The organism is Pelotomaculum propionicicum (genome assembly GCF_048984525.1).
GTDB classification, from domain to species: domain Bacteria; phylum Bacillota; class Desulfotomaculia; order Desulfotomaculales; family Pelotomaculaceae; genus Syntrophopropionicum; species Syntrophopropionicum propionicicum_A.
Genome location: NZ_JBMGJC010000024.1, coordinates 1 through 13683, shown reverse-complemented (window position 1 = coordinate 13683; position 13683 = coordinate 1). Strand labels below are relative to the sequence as shown.

Below are 13683 nucleotides of genomic sequence, written 5' to 3'. Positions count from 1 at the left end.
GTTGACACATTCCGTGAGTCAAGGAATGTGTCAACAACCCCGTCCCCTTGACACACCTTGACACATGGTAACATGTGACGATAAAAAGTAACAAGAAAAAACAAGTAACAGAAAGGAAGTAAGCGTCTAATAAGATAGTGGATAGAAACTTCCTTTGAACTGTGGGACAATCCTCTAAATTAGAGTTTGAGAGTTTTTCGACTAAGCTCTAAAAACTCCAAAGGAGGATTAGGTTGAATACCAGGGAAGTCACCGACAAATACCGCTTGAATCAGTGGACACAGATTATCAGTGAATGCCGCAGCAGCGGACAAACTGTTGCGGCCTGGTGTGCTGAACATAACATTAATCAAAAAAGGTACTATTACTGGCTAAAACGCGTTCGCACAGCCGCCTGTGAAGCCCTTCCCGCATGCTCGGGCGAAAACAATCCCATCGTACCGCTAAACATACCAGTACCTTTATCCGGTACCGGCCCAGCGTCTCAAAAGCCATCGCCGGATATCATCGTGCGATATGGCCTGGTATCACTGGAGATTCACAACAACGCTTCTCTATCGGTGATCGAAAACACCCTGAGGGCGCTGCAGCATGTTCGGTGATATCTCCAAAGCCGAGAAGATCTATATAGCTTGCGGTTATACCGACATGCGAAAATCTATTGATGGATTTGCAGCCCTTGTCCAGCGGAATTTTCAATTGAATCCTTTCCAGAACAGCCTGTTTCTCTTCTGCGGCCGGCGGCACGACCGGCTGAAGGCACTCTATTGGGAAGGCGATGGATTCCTTCTTCTATATAAACGGCTGGAAAAAGGCAAATTCCAATGGCCAAAGAATGCCGAAGCGGTCCGCTGTATAACCTGCCAGGAGTTCCGGTGGCTTATGGAAGGCCTCTGTATCGATCAACCCAAGGCGGTTAAAAAGCTGAATACCAGCGATTGTTTTTCACTGTAAAAATGCCGCAAAGCCGCACGTTTACTGGATTTTATGGCGTTTTTGTGCTATAATTAATACAGCTAAAAACGCAAAGGATTTAGCCGTTTATGAGCGCAGCAGAGCAGGTAAAAACACTCGAAAAACGCATATCCGAACTGGAGCGGGAAAACAAACTCCTTCACGATACAGTTGAATATCTGAAGCATAAGCTCTTTGGCCGAAGCTCTGAGAAGACATCTGTCCTTTCCTCTGGACAGGTGTCTCTTTTTGATGAAGCAGAAACCCAGGCTGATCCGAAGGCAGCTGAACCTGATTTAAAACAAGTCGAGGGTTACCGGCGAAAGAAATTTAATGGTCAGCGTATGGAGCTTTTAAAAGACATCCCACACGACAAACACCTTTGTACACTTGTTGAGGAGGATCGTTTCTGCCAAACGTGCAACACCGCTCTTGTGTCCGTCGGTGAAGAATTCATCCGCACGGAAATTGAGTTTATACCCGCCAAAGTCAGGGCAATTGACCATTACCGTGAAACCTTCGAGTGCCGCACCTGTCGTAAGAACGGGCAGCCATACATGGAGAAATCACCGATGCCGTATCCGGTAATTCAACATTCCATGGCTTCTCCCTCCACAGTAGCCTGGGTCATGCACCAGAAGTTCGTTAACGCCATTCCCCTTTACCGCCAGGAGAAAGAGTGGCAGACGCTGGGAGTAAACTTAAGCCGTGCTACCATGGCCAATTGGATTATGGCTGCATCCCGTGACTGGCTGTCGCCAGTCTTAGAGTTGATGCATAAAAGGCTCTTGCAAGAAAAATATATCCATTCAGATGAAACCCCTGTCCAGGTTATGAACGAAGAGGGGCGCAAGAATACAACTGATTCCTACATGTGGGTCTACAGTACAGGTAAGCATTCTGACCATCCCATCCGGATTTTCGAGTACCAGCCGGGGAGAAACGGCAGATACCCGCAGAAATTCCTGAAGGGCTTTAGTGGATACCTCCACACGGATGCCTATTCGGGATACAAAAAGGTTGATAAAATCGCGCGGTGCCTCTGTTGGACACATCTTCGAAGAAAATTCGTTGATGCCCTTCCAAAAGATATCCGTGGTCCGGATGCTACTTTTCCAAGCCAGGGGATTACATATTGCAACAAACTCTTTGAGATTGAAAAAACTCTTGAGGACCTTTCCAGAGAAAAACGAAAATCCGAGCGTCTGAAACAGGAAAAACCGGTTTTAGATGCCTTCTGGGCGTGGGTTGATTCCACTAAGGCCAAGATTCTTCCCAAATCTAAATTGGGTGGAGCTGTAAATTATGCCTTGAATCATAAGCATGAGCTGATGAATTATCTGGAGGATGGCAATTGCTCTATTTCCAACAACCTTGCGGAAAACTGTATCCGTCCCTTCACCATAGGACGCAAGAACTGGCTTTTCAGCGGAAGCCCCAAAGGAGCCGCGGCAAGTGCTGCCGTTTACAGCATCATTGAAAGTGCCAAGTCCAATGGGCTGAGTCCTTATAAATATCTTTATTATATCTTCAGCCAGTTGCCGGGTGTACAGTTCGGTCAACATCCGGAATATCTTGAAGATTATCTTCCGTGGAGTCCGGAGGTTCAAGAAGCCTGCAAATAGGGCAAAAACTCAGTTTGCACTGGTTTTTGCTCTTTTTCTATACACTTTGTTATTTGACGCTTACTGTCAACAACCCCGTCCCCTTGACACACCTTGACACATGGTAACATGTGACGATAAAAAGTAACAAGAAAAAACAAGTAACAGAAAGGAAGCAGGAGAACCGTCCCCATGCTTCGAATTAATGGTTAAACGCTAATAACGTGCCTCTTTTTCTTTTTATTACCCAAGTTGATAAATTCCGAGGCGCGTCATTTTTTTATAATGGTGGGTTTAAACTTATTGCAATTTTATTGAGCTGTTTAACTATATAGGAGGTTGCTTTAATGGGATCGGCCAGTAAAACACCCGTTATAGTGAATGTGAAAACCGATAAAGTATCTGAGAGAGCCTGGAACAGGCTGGCATCTGAAAATTATATCGAAACAAACCTGCTGCGCCAGGAAATAGCGCTTTCATGGGAAAGATGCCTGCAGAATAATGTTGACCCGCTAAATAATAAGAGTAATTCTATTAATCCGGACATACAGGGGAGGGCGGAACAGTACAGGGAATTTCTGGATGTGGCCAAGCCACATATGGAGAAGCTTTATGAAAGGGTAAAAGGGATGGGTTTCGTTGTTATCCTCACCGATGCCGAGGGAATAATTCTGGACATATTCGGTGACCGGAAAATGTTCAGTTTATCAGAGTCGCTCTCCCTGGTTCCAGGCGCCAGCTGCTCCGAAAATGCCATCGGGACAACATCTCCCGGCGTGTGCCTGATAGGGAAAAACCCGATCCAGGTTTTCTCCCGGGAGCATTACTGCCAGCTTTACCATAACTGGTGCTGCTCCTCGGCGCCAATATTTGACAACCAGCGAAACCTGATCGGTATACTCGATTTGTCCAATGTCAACGAAAAGCTGCACCACCCGCTTATTCTGGGTTTAGTGGACACGACGGCCAAAGCCATAGAGATGGAATTGAACTTTCGGCGGCTGCACACCGGTTTTAATAAGTCGAGCCACTACTTAAAAGCTATAGTTGACAGTATACCGGAAGCTTTGCTTTTCTTTGACATACATGGGACAGTAACGCACATAAATAACAACGCATCCAAGATACTGGGTGTGTCATCCCAGAGATACGTGGGCCACCAGATAGATTCCATTGTGAAAAATTACGAAAAAATCAAACACCAGTTGGAAAAAAACATGAGCTGGACCGAGCTGCAGTTTAATACTCCTAAAGGACTGGTCTGTGTAAATGCCCATTTTAAGCCGATTAAGGACTCAAACTTTGAAAACATCGGCGCGGTCGGCACCTTGAAAGAACTTAAAAGAACGTCCGAATACGGCAATGACGCCGTTTACACCTTTGAAGACATGGTCTTTTGCAGCGATAAAATGAAAGAAGTGGTGCAAAAAGCTCAAAACGTTTCCTTTAGGGATACGACCATATTAATACAGGGGGAAAGCGGTACCGGTAAGGAAATCATGGCTCAGGCGATTCATAATAATAGTCCCCGCCGCAGCAATCCCTTTATTGCAGTTAACTGCGCCGCCCTGCCTAAAGACTTGATCCAGAGTGAGTTGTTTGGTTATGAAGAGGGTACCTTTACGGGAGCTAAAAAAGGCGGTAAAGCCGGTAAATTCGAACTTGCTAACGGCGGGACAATTTTTCTGGATGAAATAGGAGATATGCCCTTCCCCGTTCAAGCCAACCTGTTGAGGGTTCTGCAGGAGAAGCGTATTACGAGGGTCGGGGGCCACAGGACAATACCGCTGGATGTCCGGGTTATTGCTGCCACCAATAAAGACCTGCTGATGGAGGTGGATGCCGGCTGTTTCAGAAAAGACTTGTTTTACAGGCTGTCCGTAATGGTCCTTTCCATCCCTCCCCTTAGAAACAGGAAAGAAGATATAGAGGTTTTATGGCAGCACTTTGTAAGCAAGCATAGCTCAACTTATGCAGACGCCGGCAGCATTAGAGTCTCAACGCAGGTCATGAGAATTTTCGCTGCTTACGATTGGCCCGGAAATGCCAGGGAACTTGAGAACACGTTGATTTATCTTTTGAACAATATGAAAGGCAAAGGCCGTGCTGTAACGGCAAAAGACCTGCCTTCCAGTATGTCCTGCTGCGGAGAAGATGTTCCGCAGGGTTTAAAGACGCTGGATGAAACCGAAAGGCAGACAATAATAGAAACGCTCAACCGGTGCAATAACAACATCTCTCAAACCTCAAGCATTTTGGGTATTACCAGGGCTACCCTTTACCGTAAAATTAAAAGATATAAAATAACAATTTAGCTGCAGTGTTTAAAAATAATACTACAGAGGAAGGCAAAAGGCTTTGCGGGTGTTTAAAATGTATACAGATCAAATTTGATATTCTCCTGCTTGTCCGTGCGGATTACGCCCTTCCCGCTGCAAACAGCAGATCATCTATTTTAAGCCAATGTCATTGACATTGGCTTAAAAATATACACCGCTGTACGCAACGGTCCACTAACTGCCGCACGCCACCTTTAAAATATAGCTTCATCCATCCGCCATATTCCCCCCGCATGGATTATCATTAATAATACTGCCGGTTCACGCTGTGAAGCTCCTATATGTTTTGTTAAATATTCTTCAATTTACAGGCACAGAAATTGCGTTATGGATTTCTATCACTGTTTGCTGCCGGGGCAACATTTTGCTGCTGAACAGTCTCAGCACCTCTGTTGCTTTTCCGGCATGCCGGCATGAAATCTAAATTCTAAAGGAGGATTACGCATGAATTTCCCAGCTTTGTTATCCCCAATCAAGATTGGGTCGTTAGAAGTGAAAAACCGCTTTGTTGTGCCGCCCATGGGAACAAATTTTGCTAATCCGGACGGCAGTGTGTCTCAACAGCTGATTGACTATTATGTGACGAGGGCGAAAGGTGGATATGGATTAATAATAGTAGAAGTAACAGCTGTTGAACCTGCTGGTAAGGCCATACCATTTGAGGCCGGTATTTGGAGTGATGATCAGGTTCCGGGGTGGAAAAAATTAGTCGATGAAGTCCATAAATATGGGACAAAGATTGCCGTGCAGCTTCACCATGCCGGCAGACAAACAACCACCGAGATTACTGGTGAGAATCCAGTCGCACCGTCTCCGGTCCCCTGTCCGGTGATGAAACAAATGCCTCAGGAACTTTCAACAGAAGAAGTTTATGAAATGATCGGAAAGTTCAGAGACGCGGCAGTAAGAGCCAGGGATGCCGGTTTTGACGCAGTCGAAATCCACGGGGCGCACGGTTACCTGATAGCACAATTCATGTCGCAATACTCAAATAAGAGGATCGACGAGTTTGGCGGCAGCTTCTTGAGCAGGATGAAGTTCCCCCTCGAAATTATTAAGAGCATTAAGCGGGCAGTCGGGAACGGGTTCCCGTTGCTGTTTAGAATGAGCGGTGATGAGAAAGTTCACGGCGGCAGGTCTATCAATGAAACAAGGGCTGTAGCCAGGCTGATGGAACAAGCCGGGATCAACGCGATGCATATATCAGTATGTACCTATGGCAGCATGCACTGGATGTTTGTGCCGGGCGCCGTGCCGCCGGCGAATAATGTGCTGTACGCTGAGGAAGTTAAAAAATCGGTAAAAATTCCGGTAATTACTGTTGGCAGGATCACGGACCCGTTTTTGGCGGAAGATATTATCCAAACCGGCAAGGCAGATATGGTTTCTTTAGGAAGGGAATCGCTGGCCGATCCGGAGCTGCCCAACAAGGTGGCCGCAAATGACACAGAGGAGATAGCCCCATGTATATACTGCCTGCAGGGCTGTGTGGGCTATTTATTCAACCCGGAAAAATTAAAAATATCCTGTTTGGTGAACCCTTTTACAGGCCGTGAAGGAACACTGAAAATTGAGAAAGCGGAAAAACCTAAAAAGGTTATGGTCGTGGGAGGCGGGCCCGGCGGCTTGGAAGCAGCCTGGATTGCCGCCAGGAGAGGCCATAATGTCACTTGTTATGAAAAGGAAAAGGTATTAGGCGGGCAATTCAGGATTGGAGGCATACCTTCTACCAAAGACGATATATTGAGAGCGATAAAATATTATATTACCATGGGCAAAAAATACGGGGTTGAGTTCAAATTAGGCGCTGAAGTTTCACCTGAGCTGATAGAAAAAGAAAATCCTGATGTTGTAATCCTGGCTACGGGTGGGACGCCGCTGGTTCCCGATATAAAAGGCATTAATAATCCAGCATTTGTTAAAGCTGCCGATGTGATAGACGGAAAGAATGTCGTGGGTGAAAACGTCCTGGTTATAGGCGGCGGAATGGTTGGAGCTGAAACAGCCGACTATCTGGGCGAACATGGCCACAGGGTAACCGTGATCGAAATGCAGCCTGACGTGGCTATGGACATACCGGACGGGCCGCGGCTGTACTTGCTGCAGCGTTTAAAAGAATATGGCGTTGCCTGCCTGACCGGTGCTGTTGTCAAAGAGTTCCTGGACAGCGGTGTTGTCTACCAAAAAGATGGTAAAGAAGAAAAAATAACAGGCTTTGACAGCATCGTGCTGGCTTTGGGGTCGGCAGCTTACAATCCGCTGGAGGAAAAATTAAAAGGCAAAGTAGCTGAGCTGTATGTTATAGGCGATGCTGTAAATGCCAGAAAAGCGATAAACGCTATTGAAGAAGGCGCCAGGATTGCGGTAAAAATCTGATTAGAGGGCTAAAGCCCCTGCTTGCTGGTATCTGGGACGCCGTCTACAGATAAAACCCTCCGGTTTAAAAAAACCGGAGGGTTTTTTCATCGGGGACATACCTCGCCCACAAAGGAATACCTGGGGTAGAGGTGTGTCCCCATTCCTCTGTCTGGCAACATGCGACGATAAAAGGCTGCAGAAGCCGGAGGTGTGTCCCCGTTCCGCTGTCTGGTAACATGTAACGACAAAAGTTATCATAAACCGGAGGGGTGTCCCCATTCCGCTGCCTGGCAACATGCGGTGACCTTCCATGCTTAAAAGATTGTTAAAATAACGTGGATAGGTTATCATTTTGATTAAAGAAATTTAGCTGCTTACCTACCGAGGTGAAATATGTCCAAAAAAATTTTAATCGTGGATGATGAAGATAAAATCCGGGACTTAATCAATAAATACCTGGTGAATGAAGGCTTTGAGGTTATTGAGGCGGCTGATGGACGCCAGGCGCTGGAACTGGCGGATTCTAAAAAGCCGGACCTTATCGTGCTGGACTGGCTGCTGCCCGGCATTAGCGGCTTAGAGGTCTGCAGGCAGGTCAGGCAGAAAAGCAACATCCCTGTTATTATGCTGACAGCCAGGACGGAAGAAATCGATAAACTGCTCGGGCTGGAACTCGGAGCGGATGACTATATAACCAAACCTTTTAGCTTAAGAGAGCTGACTGCAAGGATCCGGGTTGTCCTGCGCCGTGCGGATCCCGGCGGGGAAACAAAGACCAACTCGATTAAGGCAGACGGCCTGGAAATAAACCTGGACCGGCATGAGGTCTGGTCAAACGAAAAAAACGTCGCTCTGACTCCCACAGAATTTAAGATGCTGGCCTTGCTTTTCAGCAACCGGGGGAAAGTTTACAGCCGTCTGCAGCTCCTTGACGCTGTATTCGGTTATGCCTACGAAGGATACGAAAGGTCGATAGACACACATATAAGCAACCTGCGTAAAAAGATTGAGCCGGACCCGGCGAATCCCCGTTATATATTGACAGTGTACGGTATGGGATACCGGTTCGGAGGTTAAACCGGCAGACACGGGGTGGTAAGAATGAAGCTTGGCGCGAAAATATCAGTTTCAATGGTTGCATTAGCCCTTGTTGCAACATTAATAGCCGCCTATGTGGCTGGTATTGCTATCCGCAGGTCATTCGATTTTTACGTTGACAGGAACCTTACCTACCGGCTGGACAGGATCGGAGTGGTGCTGGCCGGGTATTACCTTGAAGAAGGAGGATGGACGGGCGTCCAGGCTGTTTTTGACAGTCTCCAGCTTAAAGGCGGCGGGTACGGGTATTACGGGGGGCAGGGAGTTCCCAGGGCAGGGGCGGGGCGCCGGGCCATGGGCGCTGAAACGATGATGGGCCCTGGCAGCTGGGATGTCCTTCTGCTGGATGCTTCTGATATTGTAGTTGCTTCATCTGATGAAACATTGCTTGGCCGGCCTGCTCCCGAGTCCTCCATCGGGCAGAGCGCGCTCATTGAGGTAAACGGCGTCGCTGTTGGCAAATTAATTGTAGTGAATTTGCAAAAAGGTATTTGGGAGAATGAGTTTGTCAGCTCACTTAACAATGCCATTTTATGGGCGGCAGTTATTGCCGCGATTATAGCTTTAATACTGGGCATGCTTGTTTCAAAGCACCTGACCGGGCCTCTGGCCATGCTGACAACCGCGGCGAGCCGCCTGGGCGGGCGGGACCTTGGATACAGGGCCCCGGTCGTAACCGGTGATGAAATTGGCGAACTTGCTAAATCCTTTAATTTTATGGCTGATAATTTTGAAAAAAATGAAAGGCTGAGAAGAAACCTCATCGCGGATGCGGCTCACGAGTTAAGGACACCTCTTTCCATATTGAGGGGCAACCTGGAGTCATTACAGGAAGGGATAATTAAACCATCTCCAGAAATAATAATTTCGCTGCACGATGAGGTCGTGCGGATTTCAAGGCTGGTAAATGAATTACAGGAAATAAGTTTGGCGGATGCCGGTGAGCTCAGGTTAAACCGGCGCAGTGTTTCAGCGGATGAACTGGTGGAAAAAGCAACTCTGCTCTTCTCAAGTGAAGCAATGCAGAAAAACGTGAATTTTCTGGTCGATGTCCAGGCCGGCATGCCACAGGTTAATGCCGACCCTGACCGGATTGCCCAGGTTATTCTAAACATTTTAAAAAACGCCCTTTTTTACACAGAGCCAGGCGGCACAGTAAAACTATCCGCCGCTGCTAAAGACGGCGGGGCCGTCTTCTCAGTTCAGGATACCGGTATAGGGATTGCACCGGGCGATCTGGCCAATGTTTTTGACAGGTTCTACCGGTCAGAGCAGTCACGGCATAGAGCCGGCGGCGGAGCGGGCCTTGGGCTGGCCATCGCAAAAGGTATTGTCGAGGCTCACGGCGGTGAAATTTGGGCGGAGAGCAAAGTAAACGAGGGAAGCACCTTCTATTTTAGTGTGCCAGTTTATAAACAAAATTCATAGCATAAATCTAAAAATCACACCTGTGGCGGCGCCTTGAGAACCAGTCCGTTTGGAGCAGAGTCCTTAAGGTTTTCTTTTAGAATGAGTATAATTACCACCGTTAGAAAAGCACCGATTAAAATCAAGTATTGGCCCAGTTCGGGAATAAAGTAACAAAGCTCCCCACCCTTATAACCCATGCCCCTTAAAAATTTGAAGTGCAGGGATAAAGGAATGGCCTTGTTGATCCATTGCAATAGCTGGGGCAGTAAGGCAACCGGGACCTGACCGCCGCTGAGCAGGAAAGAGGGGAGTATAAGTAAAACAATTCTGGCGCCGGCTTTCCCGGCGTCAGGTGCTGTCCAGCCTGCCAGCATCGCCATTAATCCCGTACTAAAGGTATACAAAAGAAATGGAATGGATATTTGCAGCCAATCGGCTTCAAAGCGAAGGCTGCCGAAATGCTTGAGTAATCCCGTCACCAGGCAGGTTGAGACACAGGCGATAAACGCATAGGGGAGCAGGCGTAAAACAACGCGCAGCGGCTGCCGCAGTTCTTCCCGCAGACGTCCTTCCTGGCGCAGGCGCGGGACGATGGATATGGTATGAAAGCCAAGGAGAGCAAGCACGACAACATTAATAAACATTATAACGGAGCCCATGACGGTATGGTTGGTGGGGTTATACAGGGTGCGCTGCTCCAGGGCCAGAGACATGGATGCGCCTTTGGCCGCGTTTTCCGCGGCAATTACTTCGCTGATCCCTGTGCGAATGCTGCTGGCGGTGGCAGTCAGAGTCATGTCCAGGCACAAGCCCATATTAACGGGCTTCCCTTTTAGGTAGGACGCTTCCAGGCCTGCCGGGAGGTATAAGGCGCCGGAATGTTTTTCATTGTACAGCAGCATGTCGGCTTCCACGTAGTTGTCATAAACGCCAACAACATGGACATATTGGGAAGAGTCCAATTTATTAATCAACTGCCGGCTGTAGGAACTGTGGTCGAGGTCAATTACCGCCAGGGGTGCCTCATTTACAGTACTGTTTTTAAATATATAACCAAAAAGGGCCGCGGCCACTAAGGGAACTATCAGGATCTGGACAATGAATTTACCCCGGATAATGTATCTCCACTCATCAATGAGTGTTTTCACCGGTGTTCACCTCCAATGTCATTCCCGGAAGAAGGTCCGGCGCGCGCTGCACATCAATGCGGACCAGGAAGGAAGCTGCATCGGCCTGTCCCTTTTCCCGGCTCATTCTCATATTGGCGTACTGGGGCGCCGCAGTAATGTAGCGGACCTCACCTTCGACGTTCTTTTTTAAGGCTGCCGCATACCCGGACACCCTGCTGCCGGGTGTATAACTGGAAATTTGCGTTTCATCCACATAGATGTCGTAATATAACTGTTTGGATTCAATGACAACCACAGTTGCCCCCGCGGGTATGTTCTCTCCAACCTTGGGGATGATGCGGGTCACTTTGCCGTCTGCCGGCGCTTTCAAGGTCATGCGTTGTTTCTGGACTTCCAGGGATTGCAGTTGTACTTCCATGGATTCCTTTTGCTTTTCAACAAGCTCCACGTTATAAGCATTGTTTTGAATATCTGTCTCCAGCTTTTTGAGGGCGGCCTGTTGTTGGGATGAAGCGTTTTTGGCAGTATCAAGCTGATAACTTACGGTGTCCAGGTTGGCCTGGGCTAGCGCCCCGGCGTCAAAGAGCGCTTTTGTGCGGTCATAATTAATTTGTGCCAGGTCCAAGGCCTGTTGGGCCGCTTCCACGGCCAGCAACTGGCGTTCCACGTCTTCCCTGCGGTCGCCTTGAGCATTTGTTTGTTGGAGTTTGACGTCCAGCTGCTGAATGTCGGTCTTCAGTTTGGCTATTTGCAGATCAATATCCGTGGAGTCAAGGGCCATCAGTACATCCCCCTGCTTTACCTGCTGTTCCTCGGTTGCTTGAATGGATATAACCCTGCCGCCCACTCCCTGAAAGGACTGGTTTAAGGTATCGGCAGCCAACAGGCCGAATTTTACAGTGGAGGCCATTGTTACCGCGTCTTTGCCGTTGAGCGTCATCAAGATCCCGCCCGTAATAAGGGCGATAGCTAATAAGATAAGGGGAATCAGTCTTTTTTTCATATAGTTTGACACTCCTTTTTACTCTAAGATTTAGAAGTACTTAATAGGCCTGACGCCTTTCCGGGGCCCAAAAGGTTAATTCTTAATAAAACCAATGATATATCTCGCGGAGATTCTTTCATGCCGCTTTCCAGCCAGTGCTGGACGAGGCCGAGGTAAGCTGAGCAGAGATAGGCTATCAAATAATCCGGAGGGACCATCATTTCTTCCTTTTTTAATTGATGTGACTTTTTTAATAATGTCTTTCTCAAAACTTCTTTTAGTTTTACTTGAAAGGAAGGGTCTCCTTTGGGTCCTAACAGGGTTTTTATAAAAGAAGAGTTGTCTTTAATGTATTCAAATAGTTTTACAATGAATGGAAACGGTTCATCATGAGAATTGTAATATAATGTTTCCTCCGGACTTAGTTGTTGTGCGGCACTTAAAATTTTAGTTATTTTTTTAATAATCTCATCTTCACTTTGTTCCAATAAATCTTGCTTGTCACGATAATGCAAATAAAAAGTGCCGCGATTAATATCTGCCTTAGCAGTCAGTTCATTTACAGTAATCCCTTCAAAACCTTTTTCCTTCATTAACTCTGTCAGCGTGTCCCGGATCAGCCTGTTCGTCCGAATGATTCGCCTGTCTGTTGTTTTTTCCGGCATGTTTATACCACCCTGATTTTTTTTCTGATACCCAAATCAAACTAATAACGCGATCTTTTTTATAACCATTGCCGAGTAAATGAACACTATGTTTATTAATAATCAATATGTATAGTATCATGCTGGATAATTTTGCTCAATAAACAATAAAACGCAGAATGTTATTTAATCAACATCGAGAAAGAAACTGTTTATCAAAATTCATAAAATACATACCCTTTTGCCTGATGCCGATGGTATGGCAGTTGCTTCTTCAGGTTAGTATGGATTGTCCATAAATTACCTGTTGCCAGGGCGGCGGATTTTTGATAAGATATCTTTTGTCGCCTCTTGGTGAGGCTGACAGGCGAAAGAAAAAAGTTAATAACTAAAGTTCAGCGGGCAGTTGCTGCCGGCTAAGGCAGAGGAAAGTCGAGACACGCACGTCCTGGTTGTAACACTTAACAGGTTGCAGCAGGAAGTAGTACGGCGCCCGGCGCAAGCCGGGGCAGGGTGACCTGACGACGGCAGAAGGGACTCACTATGAGTTGCGAGTAGCCATAAAGTGCCACAGAAACTATACCGCCGGGTGACCGGCGGGTGCAAGGGTAAACTCCGCTAGCGTGCAACCCAAATAGGCGGGATTGAGGAGAAGGGACAAAAAACGTCTCCCTCTCATGACCGCGGGTAGGGGCGCCCCGCAGGGGGAAGGAAGCAGGTCTTCCTTAGATAGATGACTGCCAAAACAGAATCTCGCTTACGGCTGTACTTTAGTTAAATATTAAAATCCTGTTATTAAGACGGGAGCAAAAACTCAGAAAAATGAGTAAAATGGAATGCGAATTTTCCCTGCAAAAAGCGACGAAAAAAGGATTAATGATCCTTGACTTGAGAAAACAATAATGTTAGACTATAAAAGTGTCGCGGATGGGATAGGTACTAGGTCTTTGAAAACTAAACAGTGGATGGATGTAAAAACGAGACGTGAGAAATGAGACGTGAGACGTGAGGATGGATGACAGGCCTTGAAAGTTCAAAAGACTAAAGAGGAATGCCCTGAATCACACGACTCACGACCCACGACCCACGACTCAAACAACACATGACTCGTCAAGTCTAAAACGAGACCGAAACGAGCAGTAAATTCCGAGCGCAAGCGAA

Annotated in this window: 10 protein-coding genes and 1 other RNA gene; 8 read left to right on the top strand and 3 right to left on the bottom strand. The window is 47.2% G+C overall.

The features are described from left to right. Window positions 1–233: 233 nt before the first annotated feature. The 7 genes from tnpA (at window position 234) to ACOBQJ_RS16760 (ending at window position 9781) form a co-directional block, all read left to right on the top strand. Window positions 234–602, top strand: a complete 369-nt coding sequence (gene tnpA, locus ACOBQJ_RS16790) for an IS66 family insertion sequence element accessory protein TnpA (protein ID WP_421072934.1) — start codon at window positions 234–236, stop codon at window positions 600–602. Then, window positions 592–954, top strand: coding sequence for an IS66 family insertion sequence element accessory protein TnpB (gene tnpB / locus ACOBQJ_RS16785; protein WP_421072933.1), 363 nt, complete (start codon window positions 592–594; stop codon window positions 952–954). Before tnpA ends, tnpB begins: the two co-directional genes overlap by 11 nt. 89 nt (window positions 955–1043) lie before the next feature. Further along, window positions 1044–2579 carry an IS66 family transposase gene (gene tnpC / locus ACOBQJ_RS16780; RefSeq protein ID WP_421072932.1) on the top strand — a complete coding sequence of 512 codons (1536 nt, stop codon included), beginning with the start codon at window positions 1044–1046 and terminating at the stop codon, window positions 2577–2579. 326 nt (window positions 2580–2905) lie between these two features. Continuing rightward, complete coding sequence (locus ACOBQJ_RS16775) at window positions 2906–4873, top strand: sigma-54-dependent Fis family transcriptional regulator (protein WP_421072931.1); 1968 nt, start codon at window positions 2906–2908, stop codon at window positions 4871–4873. A gap of 468 nt (window positions 4874–5341) precedes the next feature. Next, on the top strand, window positions 5342–7273 hold the full coding sequence (locus tag ACOBQJ_RS16770) for an FAD-dependent oxidoreductase (RefSeq protein ID WP_421072930.1): 1932 nt from the start codon (window positions 5342–5344) through the stop codon (window positions 7271–7273). A 375-nt stretch (window positions 7274–7648) separates the two neighbouring features. Continuing rightward, window positions 7649–8332 carry a response regulator gene (locus ACOBQJ_RS16765; protein ID WP_421072929.1) on the top strand — a complete coding sequence of 228 codons (684 nt, stop codon included), beginning with the start codon at window positions 7649–7651 and terminating at the stop codon, window positions 8330–8332. Window positions 8333–8356: 24 nt separating this feature from the next. Next, a complete protein-coding gene (locus tag ACOBQJ_RS16760; protein WP_421072928.1) occupies window positions 8357–9781 on the top strand; it encodes an ATP-binding protein in 1425 nt (474 codons plus the stop codon). Window positions 9782–9795: 14 nt separating this feature from the next. Here the strand turns inward: ACOBQJ_RS16760 and ACOBQJ_RS16755 are convergent, their stop codons facing one another. The 3 genes from ACOBQJ_RS16755 to ACOBQJ_RS16745 are packed head-to-tail and all read right to left on the bottom strand — an operon-like array spanning window position 9796 to window position 12543. Then, on the bottom strand, window positions 9796–10911 hold the full coding sequence (locus tag ACOBQJ_RS16755) for an ABC transporter permease (protein WP_421072927.1): 1116 nt from the start codon (window positions 10909–10911) through the stop codon (window positions 9796–9798). Then, window positions 10895–11896: an HlyD family secretion protein gene (locus tag ACOBQJ_RS16750; RefSeq protein ID WP_421072926.1), complete on the bottom strand. Its 1002-nt coding sequence runs from the start codon at window positions 11894–11896 to the stop codon at window positions 10895–10897. The genes ACOBQJ_RS16755 and ACOBQJ_RS16750 overlap by 17 nt, the downstream gene beginning before the upstream one ends. 23 nt (window positions 11897–11919) lie before the next feature. Continuing rightward, window positions 11920–12543: a TetR/AcrR family transcriptional regulator gene (locus tag ACOBQJ_RS16745; RefSeq protein WP_421072925.1), complete on the bottom strand. Its 624-nt coding sequence runs from the start codon at window positions 12541–12543 to the stop codon at window positions 11920–11922. A 373-nt stretch (window positions 12544–12916) separates the two neighbouring features. Between ACOBQJ_RS16745 and rnpB the strand changes: the two genes are divergently transcribed. Next, window positions 12917–13287, top strand: an RNA gene (gene rnpB / locus ACOBQJ_RS16740) — RNase P RNA component class B. Window positions 13288–13683 lie beyond the last annotated feature (396 nt).

Excerpts from the sequence above, each read along its gene's own strand:
- tnpB (WP_421072933.1), top strand. The coding sequence starts at position 592 with ATGTTCGGTGATATCTCCAAAGCCGAGAAGATCTATATAGCTTGCGGT.
- tnpC (WP_421072932.1), top strand. The coding sequence starts at position 1,044 with ATGAGCGCAGCAGAGCAGGTAAAAACACTCGAAAAACGCATATCCGAA.
- ACOBQJ_RS16775 (WP_421072931.1), top strand. The coding sequence starts at position 2,906 with ATGGGATCGGCCAGTAAAACACCCGTTATAGTGAATGTGAAAACCGAT.
- ACOBQJ_RS16770 (WP_421072930.1), top strand. The coding sequence starts at position 5,342 with ATGAATTTCCCAGCTTTGTTATCCCCAATCAAGATTGGGTCGTTAGAA.
- ACOBQJ_RS16765 (WP_421072929.1), top strand. The coding sequence starts at position 7,649 with ATGTCCAAAAAAATTTTAATCGTGGATGATGAAGATAAAATCCGGGAC.
- ACOBQJ_RS16760 (WP_421072928.1), top strand. The coding sequence starts at position 8,357 with ATGAAGCTTGGCGCGAAAATATCAGTTTCAATGGTTGCATTAGCCCTT.
- ACOBQJ_RS16750 (WP_421072926.1), bottom strand. The coding sequence starts at position 11,896 with ATGAAAAAAAGACTGATTCCCCTTATCTTATTAGCTATCGCCCTTATT.
- ACOBQJ_RS16745 (WP_421072925.1), bottom strand. The coding sequence starts at position 12,543 with ATGCCGGAAAAAACAACAGACAGGCGAATCATTCGGACGAACAGGCTG.